We start from the raw sequence: 18,154 nt of genomic DNA, 5'->3' as shown, positions 1-18,154 counted from the left end.
TAAAGAAGTTTTAATATAATCATTTATGTTGTGAATTTAATTAGTGTACCGTAGACAGTAGGTGTCAATAGACTTAATTTCCTACCTAGGTGTTAATATACGAAGCGGAATTTTTTTCTGTGACTATATGCCTCCATGTCTACAAGTTGGGCATGGAGGTTTTTAGTGCACTTTCGGTACATCTTCTATATAATCTACAGGAGGTGTAATAACATGAGCAAAGTAATCGAAACTAAACAACAAGTTGTAACTGAAATCGCGGACAAACTTCGCGCTAGTAAATCTACAATCGTTGTTGACTACCGTGGTTTAACAGTTTCTGAAGCAACAGAATTACGTAAGCAATTACGTGAAGCTGGCGTTGAGTTCAAAGTTTACAAAAACTCTCTAACTCGTCGTGCTGCAGAATCTGCTGAAATGGCTGAGTTAAATGAATTCTTAACAGGACCAAACGCAATCGCGTTCAGTAACGAGGATGTAGTTGCTCCTGCGAAAGTATTAAACGACTTCGCTAAAGATCATGAAGCTTTAGAAATTAAAGCAGGCGTAATCGAAGGTAAACTTGTAACACTTGATGAGGTTAAAGCTATCGCTACTCTTCCATCACGTGAAGGCTTACTTTCTATGCTTCTTAGCGTTCTTCAAGCTCCAATCCGTAACCTTGCACTTGCTACTAAAGCAGTTGCAGACCAAAAGGAAGAGCAAGGCGCTTAATTTTTTAAAAGATAATTACGTATTATCGATAAAACAATACAAACCTATTTAAGGGAGGATATTTACAATGACTAAAGAACAAATCATTGAAGCAGTTAAATCTATGACTGTATTAGAACTTAACGACTTAGTAAAAGCTATCGAGGAAGAATTCGGCGTAACTGCTGCTGCTCCTGTAGCTGTTGCTGGTGGCGCTGGAGAAGCTGCTGCTGAGAAAACTGAATTTGATGTGGAACTAACTAGCGCTGGTGCACAAAAAATCAAAGTTATCAAAGTTGTTCGTGAAATCACTGGTCTTGGCTTAAAAGAAGCTAAAGAATTAGTTGACAACACTCCAAAAGTAATCAAAGAAGCTGCTGCTAAAGAAGAAGCTGAAGAAATCAAAGCTAAACTTGAAGAAGTTGGCGCTGCTGTAGAAGTTAAGTAATTAACTTTTGATGCTTTAAAAAAAGCTCGCTCTCATGCGAGCTTTTTTTTTAACTGTAAAGAAAAGAGGTGGCCATATGGCAGACCATTATTTTTCTAACGACCCTTCTAGTAAAAGTGATCGTAAGCGATGGGAATTTACGCTTCGTGGATCTCAATTTACTTTCTTATCTGACCGTGGGGTGTTCTCGAAAAACGAAGTGGACTTTGGTTCTCGTCTTTTAATTGAAGCGTTTCAAGTGCCAGATATTAAAGGTGACATATTAGACGTAGGTTGTGGATATGGACCAATTGGTTTATCGTTGGCGAAAGAGTTTCAAGACCGTAAAGTTCACATGGTGGATGTGAATGAAAGGGCACTTGAGCTTGCGAAAGAAAATGCCGCTAACAATAGAATTGGAAATGTGCACATTTTTCAAAGTAGCGTCTATGAAAATGTAGATGGTATGTATGCTGCTATTCTATCTAATCCTCCAATTCGTGCAGGTAAAGATATCGTGCATGAGATTTTAGAAAAAGCTGTAGAACATTTAGTTCCAGGTGGGGAGTTGTGGATTGTTATTCAAAAGAAACAAGGTGCACCATCTGCGCTGAAGAAACTAGAAGAAGTATTTTCTGAAGTCGAAGTTGTAGAAAAGAAAAAAGGATATTATATCATAAAATCAAAAAAACGTTGACGGTTATTTTTGGCTATGTTAACATTATACAATGCCAATATATGATTTTCTGCGTTGAGAAAGATGTATATTTTTGTTTCTCTTGGAAAAGATAGTAAAATCAGCGGATTATGAAACAGAATGATGGTTTTCTTATAGAAGCCATTTTTCTTTTTTGAACAGGTAGAAAGACTCAACGTATTTATCTTTAAGAGAAAAAGACTACGCTAAATAGCAGTAGTTGTATTTATTTGTGATTTTGCACAAATTTTTTTGTGCATTTATAATACTCATGATTTGAGGGGTGAAGCAGTTGACAGGTCAACTAGTTCAATACGGACGCCACCGCCAACGAAGAAGTTATGCCCGTATTAGTGAAGTATTAGAGTTACCAAATCTTATCGAAATTCAAACCTCTTCTTATCAGTGGTTTCTTGATGAGGGTTTGCGAGAAATGTTCCAAGACATTTCTCCGATTGAAGACTTTACGGGAAATCTATCGCTTGAATTTATCGACTACAGCTTAGGTGAACCTAAATACTCTGTAGACGAATGCAAAGAGCGTGATGTGACGTATGCAGCACCACTTCGTGTAAAAGTGCGTCTAATCAACAAGGAAACTGGTGAAGTAAAAGAACAAGATGTGTTCATGGGAGATTTCCCACTCATGACAGAGACTGGAACATTCGTAATTAACGGTGCAGAACGTGTTATCGTTTCCCAGTTAGTTCGCTCTCCAAGCGTATACTATAGTGGCAAAGTGGATAAAAACGGAAAACGTGGTTTTACTGCTACTGTAATTCCAAACCGCGGAGCTTGGTTAGAGTATGAGACAGATGCTAAGGATGTTGTATATGTGCGTATTGACCGTACGCGTAAACTTCCTGTAACTGTTTTGTTACGCGCATTAGGGTTTGGCTCTGATCAAGAAATCACCGAGCTTTTAGGTGATAACGAATACTTAAGCAACACATTGGAAAAAGACAACACAGATAGCACAGAAAAAGCATTGCTTGAAATTTATGAGCGTCTACGTCCTGGTGAACCACCAACAGTAGAAAATGCTAAGAGCTTACTTGTGTCTCGTTTCTTTGATCCAAAGCGCTACGATTTAGCAAATGTAGGTCGCTACAAGATCAACAAAAAGTTACACATTAAAAACAGATTGTTTAATCAACGTTTAGCTGAAACATTAGTGGATCCAGAAACTGGTGAAATTTTAGCGGCAGAAGGAACAATCTTAGATCGTCGTACACTTGATCGCATTTTACCTTACTTAGAGAAAAACATTGGATTCAAAACAGCGAAACCAATGGGTGGAGTGGTAGAAGGCGATGTTGAGCTGCAATCTATTAAGATTTATGCTCCTGAGTCAGAAGGCGAGCGCGTAATTAACGTAATTGGTAATGCAAATATTACTCGCGATGTAAAACACATCACACCAGGTGATATCCTTGCTTCTATCAGTTACTTCTTCAACCTACTATATAAAGTAGGGGATACAGATGATATCGACCACTTAGGAAACCGTCGTCTGCGTTCTGTTGGAGAACTATTACAAAATCAATTCCGTATCGGTCTTTCTCGTATGGAACGTGTTGTTCGTGAGAGAATGTCGATCCAAGATACAAATGCAATTACACCACAGGCATTAATTAATATTCGTCCTGTTATTGCATCTATTAAAGAGTTCTTCGGAAGTTCTCAGTTATCTCAGTTCATGGACCAAACAAATCCGTTAGCAGAGTTAACTCACAAACGAAGATTATCTGCATTAGGACCTGGTGGTTTAACGCGTGAGCGCGCAGGCTTTGAAGTACGTGACGTTCACTACTCTCACTATGGTCGTATGTGTCCGATTGAAACACCAGAGGGACCAAACATCGGTTTGATTAACTCATTATCTTCGTTCGCGAAAGTAAATGAGTTTGGTTTCATTGAAACACCATACCGTCGTGTTGACCCAGAAACTGGTCTTGTAACAGGGCATGTTGATTATTTAACAGCAGATGAAGAAGATAATTATGTTGTAGCCCAAGCGAATATGAAATTATCTGAAGAAGGAGAATTCCTTGATGAAGATATCGTAGCTCGTTTCCGCGGTGAAAACATTGTCACAAATAAAGAACGCATCGACTACATGGATGTATCACCAAAACAAGTAGTGTCGGCAGCGACAGCTTGTATTCCGTTCTTAGAAAACGATGACTCTAACCGCGCACTTATGGGAGCGAACATGCAACGTCAGGCGGTTCCGTTAATGAATCCGGAATCTCCGATTGTAGGTACAGGTATGGAGTACGTATCAGCAAAAGACTCAGGTGCTGCAGTAATCTGTAAACACCCTGGTGTTGTTGAACGCGTAGAAGCACGTGAAGTTTGGGTACGTCGCTATGTAGAAGTTGACGGTCAAACAGTAAAAGGCGACTTAGATCGCTACAAAATGCAAAAATTCATTCGTTCTAACCAAGGAACTTGCTACAACCAACGTCCAATCGTAAGTGTTGGAAATGAAGTTGTAAAAGGTGAAATCCTTGCGGATGGTCCTTCTATGGAATTAGGTGAACTAGCACTTGGACGTAACGTGCTTGTTGGCTTCATGACTTGGGACGGTTATAACTACGAGGATGCGATCATTATGAGTGAGCGCCTTGTAAAAGATGATGTGTACACTTCTATTCATATTGAAGAATATGAGTCAGAAGCTCGTGATACGAAGCTTGGACCAGAAGAAATCACACGTGATATTCCAAACGTTGGGGAAGATGCATTACGCAACCTTGACGAGCGCGGTATCATTCGCGTTGGTGCGGAAGTAAAAGATGGAGATTTACTTGTTGGTAAAGTAACACCTAAAGGTGTAACAGAATTAACAGCTGAAGAACGTCTATTACATGCTATCTTTGGAGAAAAAGCGCGTGAAGTACGTGATACATCACTACGTGTACCACACGGTGGTGGCGGTATTATCTTAGACGTAAAAGTATTCAACCGTGAAGATGGCGATGAATTGCCACCAGGCGTGAATCAACTTGTACGTGCATATATCGTTCAAAAACGTAAAATTTCTGAAGGTGACAAGATGGCCGGACGTCACGGTAACAAAGGTGTTATCTCTCGTATTTTACCAGAAGAAGATATGCCTTACTTACCAGACGGTACGCCAATCGATATCATGTTAAACCCATTAGGGGTACCATCTCGTATGAATATCGGTCAGGTATTAGAGCTTCATCTTGGTATGGCAGCAAGATACCTTGGCATTCACATTGCAACACCAGTATTCGATGGTGCTCGTGAGGAAGATGTTTGGGGCACGATTGAAGAAGCTGGTATGGCAAATGACGCGAAAACAATCCTGTATGACGGACGTACTGGTGAACCATTCGATAACCGTGTATCTGTTGGTGTCATGTATATGATCAAACTTGCGCACATGGTTGACGATAAACTTCATGCTCGTTCTACTGGACCATACTCACTTGTAACGCAGCAGCCTCTTGGAGGTAAAGCTCAGTTCGGTGGACAGCGTTTCGGTGAGATGGAGGTTTGGGCACTTGAAGCTTACGGTGCTGCTTATACTCTTCAAGAAATCTTAACAGTGAAGTCTGATGATGTTGTTGGACGTGTTAAGACGTATGAAGCAATTGTTAAAGGCGAAAATGTTCCAGAACCAGGCGTTCCTGAATCATTCAAAGTATTGATTAAAGAGCTGCAAAGTTTAGGTATGGACGTTAAAATGATGTCTAGCGACGATACAGAAATTGAAATGCGTGATACAGAAGATGACGATGATCATCAATCAGCAGATAAATTGAATGTCGAAGTTGAGACAACTAAGGAATAATTGGGATAACCTGTAGACTAAAAGGGAGGTAGGCCCCTTGATAGATGTAAATAACTTTGAATATATGAAGATTGGACTTGCTTCACCTGACAAGATTCGTTCTTGGTCATACGGTGAAGTTAAGAAACCAGAAACAATTAACTATCGTACGTTAAAGCCTGAAAAAGACGGCTTGTTCTGTGAGCGCATTTTCGGACCACAAAAGGACTGGGAATGTCATTGCGGAAAATACAAACGTGTACGTTATAAAGGTGTAGTTTGTGATCGATGTGGCGTTGAAGTAACGCGTGCGAAAGTGCGTCGTGAACGTATGGGTCATATCGAATTAGCTGCTCCTGTATCTCATATTTGGTATTTCAAAGGTATCCCGAGCCGCATGGGACTTGTCTTAGACATGTCCCCTCGCGCGCTTGAAGAAGTAATTTATTTCGCTTCTTATGTTGTAACAGAAAGTGGAGATACACCACTTGATAAGAAGCAATTACTTTCTGAAAAAGAATACCGTGCATATCGTGATCGATATGGTAGCACATTCCAAGCTGCTATGGGTGCAGAAGCGATTAAAAAGCTATTACAAGACATCGATTTAGATAAAGAAGTAGACTTCTTAAAAGAAGAATTAAAAACAGCACAAGGACAACGCCGTACTCGTGCTATTAAACGTCTAGAAGTATTAGAAGCATTCCGTAACTCTGGAAATGAGCCATCTTGGATGATCTTAGATGTTCTACCAGTAATCCCACCAGAACTACGCCCAATGGTACAGTTAGATGGTGGACGTTTTGCTACTTCTGACTTAAACGACTTATACCGTCGTGTAATTAACCGTAACAACCGTTTAAAACGTCTATTGGACTTAGGTGCACCAAGCATTATCGTTCAAAACGAAAAACGTATGTTACAAGAAGCTGTAGACGCATTAATCGATAATGGTCGTCGTGGCCGTCCAGTTACTGGACCAGGTAACCGTCCATTAAAATCACTATCTCACATGCTTAAAGGTAAACAAGGACGTTTCCGTCAAAACTTATTAGGTAAACGTGTTGACTACTCTGGTCGTTCTGTAATCGTTGTAGGACCGAACTTAAAGATGTATCAATGTGGATTACCGAAAGAGATGGCGCTTGAATTGTTCAAACCTTTCGTAATGAAAGAGTTAGTTGAAAAAGGATTAGCACACAACATTAAGAGTGCGAAACGTAAAATCGAGCGTGTACAACCTGAAGTTTGGGACGTTTTAGAATCTGTGATTAAAGAACATCCAGTACTTCTAAACCGCGCACCAACACTTCACCGTCTTGGTATTCAGGCGTTTGAACCTACATTAGTAGAAGGTCGCGCAATCCGTCTTCACCCACTTGTATGTACTGCATACAACGCGGACTTTGATGGTGACCAAATGGCCGTTCACGTACCTTTATCATCAGAAGCACAAGCAGAAGCTCGTCTTCTTATGTTAGCGGCACAAAACATCTTGAACCCGAAAGACGGTAAACCAGTTGTTACTCCATCTCAGGATATGGTATTAGGTAACTACTACTTAACACTTGAGCGTGAAGGTGCAATCGGTGAAGGTATGGTCTTCAAAGATGCGAACGAAGCATTACTTGCATACCAAAATGGATATGTACATCTTCATACACGTGTTGCAGTAGCTGCAAGCGCAGTAAACAACGCAACATTTACTGAAGAGCAGAAGAGTATGCTTCTATTAACAACAGTTGGTAAATTAATATTTAACGAAATCTTACCAGAGTCGTTCCCTTATATTAATGAACCAACAAATTCAAACCTTGAAAAAGAAACACCAGCGAAATATTTCGTTGAAAAAGGTGCGAACATTAAAGAGATTATTGCTAGTCGCGAAGAAGTGGCGCCATTCAGCAAGAAAATCCTTGGTAACATCATTGCGGAAGTGTTTAAACGTTTCAAAATTACAGAAACGTCTCGCATGCTTGACCGTATGAAAAACTTAGGATTCAAGTACTCTACAAAAGCTGGTATTACAGTTGGGGTATCTGACATTCTTGTATTAGGTGAAAAAGATGAAATTCTCCACGAAGCACAAGCAAAAGTAGATAATGTAATTAAACAATTCCGTCGCGGTTTAATCACGGAAGAAGAACGTTACGATCGCGTTATCTCTATTTGGAGTAATGCAAAAGATGTTATCCAAGGAAAACTGATGAAGTCCTTGAATAAACGCAACCCAATCTTCATGATGAGTGATTCCGGTGCCCGTGGTAACGCATCGAACTTTACTCAGCTTGCTGGTATGCGTGGTCTGATGGCCAATCCATCTGGTCGTATCATCGAACTTCCAATCAAATCAAGTTTCCGTGAAGGTTTAACAGTACTTGAGTACTTCATCTCTACGCATGGTGCGCGTAAAGGTCTTGCCGATACAGCACTGAAAACTGCCGATTCTGGTTACTTAACACGTCGTCTTGTTGACGTTGCACAAGATGTAATCGTTCGTGAAGATGATTGTGGAACAGATCGCGGTTTATTAATTGGTGCGATTAAAGAGGGTAATGAAGTTATCGAGTCATTATATGATCGTCTTGTTGGACGTTTTGCAAGAAAAACTGTAAAACATCCTGAAACAGGTGAAGTATTAGTTGCTGAAAATCAATTAATTACTGAAGATATCGCTCATATCGTTGAAAATTCGGGTGTTGAAACTGTAAACATTCGTTCAGCGTTCACGTGTAACACTCGCCACGGTGTATGTAAGAAGTGTTACGGTCGTAACTTAGCAACTGGAACAGACGTAGAAGTAGGGGAAGCGGTAGGTATTATCGCAGCTCAATCTATCGGTGAGCCAGGTACACAGTTAACGATGCGTACGTTCCATACAGGTGGGGTTGCCGGAGATGATATCACTCAAGGTTTACCTCGTATCCAAGAGATCTTCGAAGCTCGTAATCCGAAAGGTCAGGCTGTTATCAGTGAAATCGACGGTGTTATCGCAGCGATCAACGATGTTAAAGATCGCCAAGAAGTAGTTGTACAGGGTGAAGTTGAAGCTCGTACGTATGCTATTCCTTACGGTGCTCGTCTGAAAGTAATTCCAGGACAGAAAATTAGCCACGGTAAAGAGTTAACAGAAGGTTCTATCGATCCGAAAGAATTACTAAAGGTAACTGACATTACGGCAGTTCAAGAATACTTATTACGTGAAGTTCAAAAAGTATACCGTATGCAAGGGGTAGAAATTGGTGACAAACACGTAGAAGTAATGGTGCGCCAAATGTTACGTAAAGTACGTGTAAGTGATGCAGGTGAAACAGATGTATTACCAGGAACATTACTAGATATCCATCAGTTTACTGATGCGAATGCGAAGGTGTTACTACAAGGTAAACAACCAGCAACAGCTAGACCTGTTCTACTTGGTATTACAAAAGCTTCACTTGAAACAGATTCATTCTTATCTGCAGCATCGTTCCAAGAAACAACTCGTGTCTTAACTGATGCAGCAATTAAGGGTAAACGCGATGAACTTCTAGGATTGAAAGAAAATGTTATTATCGGTAAACTTGTTCCTGCTGGAACAGGTATGAATCGTTATCGCAAAGTGGATCTTGTTAAAACAACACAAGATGACATGAATGTAGAAAACGATGAAGTTTATGTGGAACAGTAAAATTTTCCGTCGTAAATTTTGTATAAAAACAGTTAATCCTAGTTGACATTGTATGAGTCAAAATGTTACTATAAGCAAGGTTGCTCCTGAACGATGCTTTGGAGGATATTTATATGTCTTATCAAAAAGTGTCAAATGCTGAAAATGTGGTCGTTGGTCATAAACGCACATTGGAGGCAATCAAAAATGGTATAGTTAAAGAAGTTGTCATTGCAGAAGATGCTGATATGCGGTTAACCCATATTATCATTCGCACTGCATTGCAACATAACATACCCATAACCAAAGTTGAATCAGTTCGTAAACTTGGAAAAGTTGCGGGGATTCAAGTGGGAGCTTCAGCAATAGGAATAATAAGTTAAAACTGTTTTTGTGAGGAGAGAGCATTTGCTCTCCCTTGCAAAAACTTTGTTTTCAACTAATAATGAACCACCTGGATATGTGGTCATACAAACATGCGAAGGGAGGATAATCAAATGCCTACTATTAACCAATTAGTGAGAAATGGTCGTACTGATAAAGTATGGAAATCTAAATCACCTGCGTTAAACAAAGGTTTTAACTCTTTAAAGAAAAAATCAACTGATATCTCTGCACCTCAAAAACGTGGTGTATGTACTCGTGTTGGTACAATGACTCCAAAGAAACCTAACTCAGCGTTACGTAAATATGCTCGTGTTCGTTTAACAAATGGTATTGAGGTAACAGCATACATCCCAGGTATCGGTCACAACTTACAAGAGCACAGCGTAGTATTAATTCGCGGTGGTCGTGTAAAAGACTTACCAGGGGTACGTTACCACATCGTTCGTGGTGCGCTTGATACAGCTGGTGTTGACAAGCGTATGCAAGGCCGTTCTAAATACGGTACTAAAAAGCCTAAAGCGGCTAAGAAATAATAACTTTTTAATGAAAGGAGGAACTCAATATGCCTCGTAAAGGACCTGTTGCAAAACGTGACGTGTTACCAGATCCAATGTACAATTCAAAGCTAGTAACACGCCTTATCAACAAAATGATGGTTGACGGTAAAAAAGGTAAATCTCAAACAATTCTTTATAATGCGTTCGATATCGTAAGCGAACGTACTGGTAAAGAGCCAATGGAAGTATTCGAGCAAGCTCTTAAGAACATTATGCCTGTTCTTGAAGTACGCGCTCGTCGTGTTGGTGGTGCTAACTACCAAGTTCCAGTTGAGGTTCGTCCAGAACGCCGTACAACTTTAGGTCTTCGTTGGTTAGTAAACTACGCTCGTCTTCGTGGTGAAAAAACTATGGAAGAGCGTCTTGCTAACGAAATCTTAGATGCAGCTAACAACGCTGGTGCATCTGTTAAGAAACGTGAAGACACTCATAAAATGGCAGAAGCTAACAAAGCATTTGCTCATTACCGTTGGTAGGATTCAACGTAAAATAAATGTAAGCATAAACCGCTTTATTTGTCGCTTATGGAAGTGTGGAGAGGGAGAATGCCTCTCCCTTTCGTTGGGCGCTCGTTTTACATAATGAGGGTACTGGACATACTGACATGTGTAACAATATAAAGTGGCTTTTTTGCTACTTAAAATAAAAAATCCAATCCATATATGGAAGGAGCAAGACACCAAATGGCAAGAGAGTTCTCTTTAGAAAACACTCGTAATATTGGTATCATGGCTCACATCGATGCTGGTAAAACAACAGCTACTGAGCGTATTCTGTACTACACAGGACGTATTCATAAAATCGGTGAAACTCACGAAGGTGCATCTCAGATGGACTGGATGGAGCAAGAGCAAGAGCGTGGTATCACAATTACTTCTGCTGCAACTACAGCACAATGGAAAGGTCACCGTGTAAACATCATTGACACTCCAGGTCACGTAGATTTCACAGTAGAAGTAGAACGTTCTTTACGCGTACTTGATGGCGCAGTAGCAGTACTTGATGCACAATCTGGTGTAGAACCACAAACAGAAACTGTTTGGCGTCAGGCTACTACTTACGGCGTACCTCGTATCGTATTCGTTAACAAAATGGATAAAATCGGTGCAGATTTCTTATACTCTGTAGGAACAATCCACGATCGTTTACAAGCAAACGCACACCCAATTCAGTTACCAATCGGTGCTGAAGATGAGTTCAATGGTATCATTGACCTTGTTGAAGAATGTGCTTACATGTACGGTAACGATTTAGGAACAGACATTCAACGTGTTGAAATTCCTGAAGAGCATAAAGAACTAGCTGAAGAATACCGTGGAAAACTTATTGAAGCGGTAGCTGAGCTTGATGAAGAAATGATGATGAAGTACCTAGAAGGTGAAGAAATCACTGTAGAAGAGCTTAAAGCTGGTATCCGTAAGGCTACAACTTCTGTAGAATTCTTCCCAGTAATCTGTGGTTCTGCATTCAAAAACAAAGGTGTTCAAATTCTGTTAGACGCAGTTATCGACTACCTACCATCTCCATTAGATGTACCTGCAATCAAAGGTACTCTTCCGGATACAGATGAAGAAGTAGAACGTAAGTCTAGCGATGAAGAGCCTTTCTCAGCTCTAGCATTCAAAATCATGACTGACCCTTATGTTGGTAAGTTAACATTCTTCCGTGTGTACTCTGGTGTGTTAAACTCTGGATCATACGTGAAAAACTCAACTAAAGGTAAGCGTGAGCGTGTAGGTCGTATCCTACAAATGCACGCTAACAGCCGTGAAGAGATCTCAACAGTTTACGCTGGTGATATCGCTGCTGCTGTAGGTTTAAAAGATACTACTACTGGTGATACTCTTTGTGACGAGAAGAGCCTTGTTATCCTTGAGTCTATGGAATTCCCAGAGCCAGTTATCTCTGTAGCTATCGAACCAAAATCAAAAGCTGACCAAGATAAAATGGGTACAGCATTATCTAAGCTTTCTGAAGAAGATCCAACATTCCGTGCTCACACTGACCAAGAAACTGGCCAAACAATCATCGCTGGTATGGGTGAACTTCACCTTGATATCATCGTTGACCGTATGCGCCGTGAATTCAAAGTTGAAGCAAACGTTGGTGCTCCTCAGGTAGCATACCGTGAGACTTTCCGCGCTGCTGCGAAAGTTGAAGGTAAGTTCGCTCGTCAATCTGGTGGACGTGGACAATTCGGTCACGTTTGGATTGAGTTTGAACCTAATGAAGAAGGTAAAGGATTCGAATTCGAAAACAAGATCGTCGGTGGTGTTGTTCCACGTGAATACATCCCAGCTGTAGGCGCAGGTCTTGAAGATGCACTTAAAAATGGTGTACTTGCTGGATATCCAGTAGTAGACATTAAAGCTGCATTAGTTGACGGATCTTACCATGATGTCGATTCATCTGAGATGGCGTTCAAAATCGCTGCATCTATGGCACTTAAAGCTGCGGTTTCTAAATGTAACCCAGTAATTCTTGAGCCAATGATGAAAGTTGAAGTTGTAATTCCTGAAGAGTACATGGGTGACATTATGGGTGACGTAACATCTCGTCGTGGACGTGTAGAAGGTATGGAAGCTCGCGGTAACGCTCAAGTTGTTCGCGCTATGGTTCCACTTTCTGAAATGTTCGGTTATGCAACGTCATTACGTTCTAACACTCAAGGACGCGGAACATTCTCTATGGTGTTTGATCACTATGAAGAAGTACCAAAGTCTGTTTCTGAAGAAATTATCAAAAAAAATAAAGGTGAATAATTGATTTTTATCGATTCTTCACGTATAACTACTTATGTAAGCTTAGAAAGTGGGACGCAAGTTTCGCTTTCTAGCCTAAATATAAAATAACCTATATAAACTAAGGAGGAATTTAGAATGGCTAAAGCTAAATTCGAACGTTCTAAACCCCATGTTAACATCGGTACAATCGGCCACGTTGACCATGGTAAAACTACATTAACTGCTGCGATCACTACAGTACTTGCAAAAGCTGGTGGTGCTGAAGCACGCGGATACGATCAAATCGATGCTGCTCCAGAAGAAAGAGAGCGCGGTATCACAATCTCAACTGCACACGTTGAGTACGAAACTGAAACTCGTCACTATGCACACGTTGACTGCCCAGGTCACGCTGACTATGTTAAAAACATGATCACTGGTGCTGCTCAAATGGACGGCGGTATCTTAGTAGTATCTGCTGCTGATGGCCCAATGCCTCAAACTCGTGAGCACATCCTTCTTTCTCGTCAAGTAGGTGTACCTTACATCGTTGTATTCTTAAACAAATGCGACATGGTAGACGACGAAGAATTATTAGAATTAGTAGAAATGGAAGTTCGCGACCTATTATCTGAATACGGATTCCCAGGCGACGACATTCCTGTAATCAAAGGTTCTGCTCTTAAAGCTCTTCAAGGAGAAGCTGATTGGGAAGCAAAAATCATTGAATTAATGGCTGAAGTTGATGCTTACATCCCAACTCCAGAACGTGAAACTGACAAACCATTCTTAATGCCTGTAGAGGACGTATTCTCTATCACAGGTCGTGGTACAGTTGCTACTGGTCGTGTTGAGCGCGGTATCGTTAAAGTTGGTGACGTAGTAGAAATCATCGGTCTTGCTGAAGAAAATGCTTCTACAACTGTAACTGGTGTAGAAATGTTCCGTAAACTTCTTGACCAAGCTCAAGCTGGTGACAACATCGGTGCTTTACTTCGTGGGGTTGCTCGTGAAGACATCCAACGTGGACAAGTACTTGCGAAAAGCGGTTCTGTAAAAGCTCACGCTAAATTCAAAGCTGAAGTTTTCGTATTATCTAAAGAAGAAGGTGGACGTCACACTCCATTCTTCGCTAACTACCGTCCTCAGTTCTACTTCCGTACAACTGACGTAACTGGTATCATCCAATTACCAGAAGGTACTGAAATGGTAATGCCTGGTGACAACGTAGAAATGACTATCGAACTTATCGCTCCAATCGCTATCGAAGAGGGAACTAAATTCTCTATTCGTGAAGGTGGACGTACAGTAGGTTACGGCGTAGTTGCTACTATCGTTGAGTAATCTTAACTGATATAAAAAACCCCGAGGGATTTTCCCTTGGGTTTTTTGTTTGCGTTTATATAATAAATGAAATCATATTTTTATGTTTTGACGAGTTTCTTCTATAATATATAAAAAGTAATAAACAAAACCCAGAAACTGTAAAATGAATTCTGGTAGATGAAAACTTGAAATTCTTTAAAGTGCCATGTATAATAGCAAAAGTAGAGAAAAGCAGATGCAAACAAAAAGATGCTTGCATCTAGACGAATAACATTGTATAATAGACAATGTTGGTCTTTGACTGCGATGAAGTGGAAGGTTGCTGACACACCCGGCCGCTTTGCCATGGCATGGTGTGAGGAAATTTCCATGGAGAAGGTCTATTTTAGAAATAGGCGAACGAAGGAGGGAAAATAATGGCAAAAGAAAAAATTCGTATCCGTTTAAAAGCTTACGATCACCGTATTCTTGATCAGTCTGCTGAGAAAATTGTAGAAACAGCTAAGCGTTCTGGGGCAACAGTTTCTGGTCCGATCCCATTACCAACTGAAAAAACTGTTTACACAATTCTTCGTGCTGTTCATAAGTACAAAGATTCTCGTGAGCAATTCGAAATGCGCACGCACAAACGTCTAATCGACATCGTGAGTCCTACTCCACAAACAGTAGATTCATTAATGCGTTTAGACTTACCATCTGGTGTAGATATCGAAATCAAACTATAATTTATATAACTTAAAAATGTAGGAGGTGTAACTCATGACCAAAGGAATCTTAGGAAGAAAGATCGGTATGACTCAAGTATTTGCTGAGAACGGTGAGTTAATCCCAGTAACAGTTATCGCTGCTAATCCAAACGTTGTTCTTCAAAAGAAAACAACTGAAACTGATGGCTACAACGCAATTCAGTTAGGATTTGAAGATAAACGTGAAAAGTTAACTAACAAACCTGAACAAGGCCACACTGCTAAAGCATCTACAACTCCTAAGCGCTTCATTCGCGAAATCCGCGATGCAGACGTGGACGGATTAGAGGTTGGTCAAGAGGTAAAAGTTGACGTATTCGCTACAGGTGAAATCGTTGATGTAACAGGAATTTCTAAAGGTAAAGGTTTCCAAGGTGTTATCAAACGCCACGGACAATCTCGCGGACCTATGTCTCATGGTTCTCGCTATCACCGTCGTCCAGGTTCAATGGGCCCAGTTGCTCCGAACCGTGTATTCAAAGGCAAAAAACTTGCTGGACGTATGGGTGGAGACCAAGTTACTATCCAAAACTTAGAAATCGTTCAAGTTGACACTGAGCGCAACTTATTACTAGTAAAAGGTAACGTTCCAGGTGCTAAGAAATCTCTTGTAGTTGTTCAAGGCGCTGTGAAGGTTAGCAAATAATTCACAATAGGAAGGAGGAATTCCAATGCCAAAAGTTACTGTATATAACCAAACTGGTTCACAGGTTGGTGAAATCGAATTAGCTGAAGCTATTTTCGGTATCGAACCAAATGAAGCTGTACTTTTCGAAGCTGTAATGATGCAACGTGCATCTTTACGTCAAGGTACACACAAAGTAAAAACTCGCTCTGAAGTTCGCGGTGGTGGTCGTAAACCATGGCGTCAAAAAGGAACTGGACGTGCTCGTCAAGGGTCTATCCGCTCTCCTCAATGGCGTGGTGGTGGTACGGTATTCGGACCTACACCAAGAAGCTATGCGTACAAACTTCCTAAGAAAGTTCGTCGTTTAGCAATCAAATCTGCATTAGCTACTAAAGTAGTTGAGAACAACATTGTAGTTCTTGAAGACCTAGTGTTAAATGCACCAAAAACAAAAGATATGCTAGCAGTACTTAAAGGATTAACTGTTGAGAAGAAAGCTCTTATCGTAACTGCTGATGCAAACGAATCTGTAGAGTTATCTGCTCGCAATATCCCTGGAGTAACAGTAATCACTGCTGATGGCGTAAACGTTTTAGACGTGCTTCATCATGATAAGCTAATCATGACAAAAGCGGCAGTGGAAAAAGTAGAGGAGGTGCTTGCATAATGAGAGATCCTCGTGATATCATTAAGCGCCCAGTTATCACTGAACGTTCTATGGAAATGATGGCTGAAAAAAAATACACGTTCGATGTGGACGTTAAATCTAATAAAACAGAAGTTAAAGATGCTCTAGAAGCGATCTTTGGTGTTAAAGTAGAAAAAGTGAACATCATGAACTACAAGCCGAAAGCAAAACGCGTTGGTCGTCACGCTGGTTTTACTAGCCGTCGTCGTAAAGCAATCGTTAAGCTAACTGCTGACAGCAAAGAAATCGAAATCTTCCAAGGCGTTTAATTCTTACTAAAGAAGGAGGGAAATTGAGATGGGAATTAAAAAGTATAATCCAACTACTAACGGTCGTCGTAACATGACTACGAATGATTTCGCTGAAATCACGACTGACAGACCCGAAAAGTCTTTACTTGCTCCTTTAAGCAAAAAGGCTGGTCGTAATAACCAAGGTAAAATCACTGTACGTCATCAAGGTGGCGGACATAAGCGTCAATACCGTATCATCGACTTCAAACGTAACAAAGATGGAATTCCAGGACGCGTTGCTACGATCGAATACGATCCAAACCGCTCTGCGAATATCGCATTAATTAACTACGTTGACGGTGAAAAACGTTACATTCTTGCTCCTAAGAACTTAGAAGTAGGTATGGGAATTATGTCTGGCGCTGAAGCTGACATTAAAATCGGTAACGCATTACCATTAATCAACATTCCAGTAGGTACTGTTGTTCATAACATCGAGCTTAAACCAGGTCGTGGTGGACAATTAGTTCGTTCTGCTGGTACATCTGCACAAGTACTTGGTAAAGAAGGTAAATACGTTCTTGTACGTTTAACTTCTGGTGAAGTGCGTCTTGTATTATCTGCTTGCCGTGCAACTGTAGGTCAAGTTGGTAACGAGTCACACGAACTTATCAAGATCGGTAAAGCTGGTCGCTCTCGCTGGTTAGGTAAGCGCCCAACTGTTCGTGGTTCTGTAATGAACCCAGTTGATCACCCACACGGTGGTGGTGAAGGACGTTCACCAATCGGACGTAAGTCTCCAATGTCTCCATGGGGTAAACCAACTCTTGGATTCAAAACTCGTAAGAAAAACAAAGCGTCTGACAAATTCATCGTTCGTCGTCGTAAAAAATAATGGGATTGTAGTACGGTTCACTTTGAGAACCGTACGGCAATCACGAAGGGAGGCACCAAAATGGCTCGTAGCTTGAAAAAAGGACCATTTGTCGATGATCATTTAATGAGTAAAATTGCAAAGCTAAATGAAACTGAGCAAAAGCAAGTTGTTAAAACTTGGTCTCGTCGTTCAACGATCTTCCCTCAGTTCATCGGTCACACAATCGCTGTATATGACGGTCGTAAACATGTACCTGTATATGTTACTGAAGACATGGTAGGCCACAAGTTAGGTGAATTCGCACCAACTCGTACGTATAAAGGTCATGATGCTGACGATAAGAAAACTAGAAGATAATGAGAGGAGGCACTTCAATGCAAGCTAAAGCAGTAGCGAGAACAGTTCGTATTGCTCCTCGTAAAGTTCGTTTAGTTGTAGACTTAATCCGAGGTAAGCAAGTGGGTGAAGCGATTGCTATCCTTAACCACACACCAAAAACTGCTTCTCCAGTTGTAGAAAAAGTTTTAAAATCTGCAATCGCAAATGCAGAGCACAATTATGAAATGGACATCAACAGCCTAGTTGTTGAGAAAGTTTTCGTTGACGAAGGTCCAACGTTAAAACGTTTCCGTCCACGTGCAATGGGTCGTGCAAGCCAAATTAACAAACGCACAAGCCACATCACAGTTGTGGTATCAGAAAAGAAGGAGGGATAATC

The 18,154-nt window shown here is 40.7% G+C and carries 17 protein-coding genes and 1 other annotated feature; all 17 genes read left to right on the top strand.

What is annotated here, in order from left to right:
- The first annotated feature begins 30 nt into the window (after window positions 1-30).
- Window positions 31-174: a sequence feature (ribosomal protein L10 leader region), on the top strand.
- 39 nt (window positions 175-213) lie between these two features.
- The 17 genes from rplJ to rplV all read left to right on the top strand — a co-directional run bounded on the left by rplJ (window position 214) and on the right by rplV (window position 18,152).
- A complete protein-coding gene (gene rplJ, locus QCI73_RS27190; RefSeq protein ID WP_000048716.1) occupies window positions 214-714 on the top strand; it encodes a 50S ribosomal protein L10 in 501 nt (166 codons plus the stop codon).
- Between the two features lie 67 nt (window positions 715-781).
- On the top strand, window positions 782-1,141 hold the full coding sequence (rplL, locus tag QCI73_RS27185) for a 50S ribosomal protein L7/L12 (RefSeq protein WP_000159736.1): 360 nt from the start codon (window positions 782-784) through the stop codon (window positions 1,139-1,141).
- 76 nt (window positions 1,142-1,217) lie between these two features.
- Complete coding sequence (locus QCI73_RS27180) at window positions 1,218-1,817, top strand: class I SAM-dependent methyltransferase (protein ID WP_000763282.1); 600 nt, start codon at window positions 1,218-1,220, stop codon at window positions 1,815-1,817.
- A 292-nt stretch (window positions 1,818-2,109) separates the two neighbouring features.
- Window positions 2,110-5,643 (top strand): DNA-directed RNA polymerase subunit beta, encoded by a 3,534-nt coding sequence (rpoB, locus tag QCI73_RS27175; protein ID WP_000147555.1) that lies wholly within the window; start codon window positions 2,110-2,112, stop codon window positions 5,641-5,643.
- A gap of 37 nt (window positions 5,644-5,680) precedes the next feature.
- On the top strand, window positions 5,681-9,292 hold the full coding sequence (gene rpoC / locus QCI73_RS27170) for a DNA-directed RNA polymerase subunit beta' (RefSeq protein WP_000567937.1): 3,612 nt from the start codon (window positions 5,681-5,683) through the stop codon (window positions 9,290-9,292).
- Between the two features lie 113 nt (window positions 9,293-9,405).
- Window positions 9,406-9,654 (top strand): ribosomal L7Ae/L30e/S12e/Gadd45 family protein, encoded by a 249-nt coding sequence (locus QCI73_RS27165; protein ID WP_140972910.1) that lies wholly within the window; start codon window positions 9,406-9,408, stop codon window positions 9,652-9,654.
- 114 nt (window positions 9,655-9,768) lie between these two features.
- On the top strand, window positions 9,769-10,191 hold the full coding sequence (rpsL, locus tag QCI73_RS27160) for a 30S ribosomal protein S12 (protein ID WP_001142340.1): 423 nt from the start codon (window positions 9,769-9,771) through the stop codon (window positions 10,189-10,191).
- Window positions 10,192-10,220: 29 nt separating this feature from the next.
- Entirely contained in the window at window positions 10,221-10,691 is a 471-nt protein-coding gene (rpsG, locus tag QCI73_RS27155) for a 30S ribosomal protein S7 (RefSeq protein WP_001137493.1), read from the top strand.
- 207 nt (window positions 10,692-10,898) lie between these two features.
- The gene (gene fusA, locus QCI73_RS27150; RefSeq protein ID WP_000090372.1) at window positions 10,899-12,977 is read left to right on the top strand and encodes an elongation factor G; all 2,079 of its coding nucleotides are present in this window, start codon (window positions 10,899-10,901) and stop codon (window positions 12,975-12,977) included.
- Between the two features lie 117 nt (window positions 12,978-13,094).
- A complete protein-coding gene (gene tuf, locus QCI73_RS27145; RefSeq protein ID WP_001029615.1) occupies window positions 13,095-14,282 on the top strand; it encodes an elongation factor Tu in 1,188 nt (395 codons plus the stop codon).
- Window positions 14,283-14,680: 398 nt separating this feature from the next.
- Window positions 14,681-14,989 (top strand): 30S ribosomal protein S10, encoded by a 309-nt coding sequence (rpsJ, locus tag QCI73_RS27140; RefSeq protein ID WP_001040596.1) that lies wholly within the window; start codon window positions 14,681-14,683, stop codon window positions 14,987-14,989.
- Window positions 14,990-15,023: 34 nt separating this feature from the next.
- Entirely contained in the window at window positions 15,024-15,656 is a 633-nt protein-coding gene (rplC, locus tag QCI73_RS27135; RefSeq protein ID WP_000160207.1) for a 50S ribosomal protein L3, read from the top strand.
- A 25-nt stretch (window positions 15,657-15,681) separates the two neighbouring features.
- Window positions 15,682-16,305 (top strand): 50S ribosomal protein L4, encoded by a 624-nt coding sequence (gene rplD, locus QCI73_RS27130; protein ID WP_001127258.1) that lies wholly within the window; start codon window positions 15,682-15,684, stop codon window positions 16,303-16,305.
- Window positions 16,305-16,595 (top strand): 50S ribosomal protein L23, encoded by a 291-nt coding sequence (rplW, locus tag QCI73_RS27125; RefSeq protein ID WP_001205558.1) that lies wholly within the window; start codon window positions 16,305-16,307, stop codon window positions 16,593-16,595. Before rplD ends, rplW begins: the two co-directional genes overlap by 1 nt.
- A 28-nt stretch (window positions 16,596-16,623) precedes the next feature.
- Window positions 16,624-17,454: a 50S ribosomal protein L2 gene (gene rplB / locus QCI73_RS27120; RefSeq protein ID WP_200730752.1), complete on the top strand. Its 831-nt coding sequence runs from the start codon at window positions 16,624-16,626 to the stop codon at window positions 17,452-17,454.
- A gap of 60 nt (window positions 17,455-17,514) precedes the next feature.
- Entirely contained in the window at window positions 17,515-17,793 is a 279-nt protein-coding gene (gene rpsS, locus QCI73_RS27115; RefSeq protein ID WP_000124453.1) for a 30S ribosomal protein S19, read from the top strand.
- Window positions 17,794-17,810: 17 nt separating this feature from the next.
- On the top strand, window positions 17,811-18,152 hold the full coding sequence (rplV, locus tag QCI73_RS27110; protein ID WP_001148025.1) for a 50S ribosomal protein L22: 342 nt from the start codon (window positions 17,811-17,813) through the stop codon (window positions 18,150-18,152).
- Window positions 18,153-18,154: the final 2 nt, after the last annotated feature.

The sequence above is a fragment of the Bacillus cereus group sp. MG16 genome, assembly GCF_040459875.1.
GTDB classification, from domain to species: domain Bacteria; phylum Bacillota; class Bacilli; order Bacillales; family Bacillaceae_G; genus Bacillus_A; species Bacillus_A paranthracis.
Note: the sequence above shows the minus strand (reverse complement) of the source record. Positions and strands in the feature narration are given on the sequence as shown.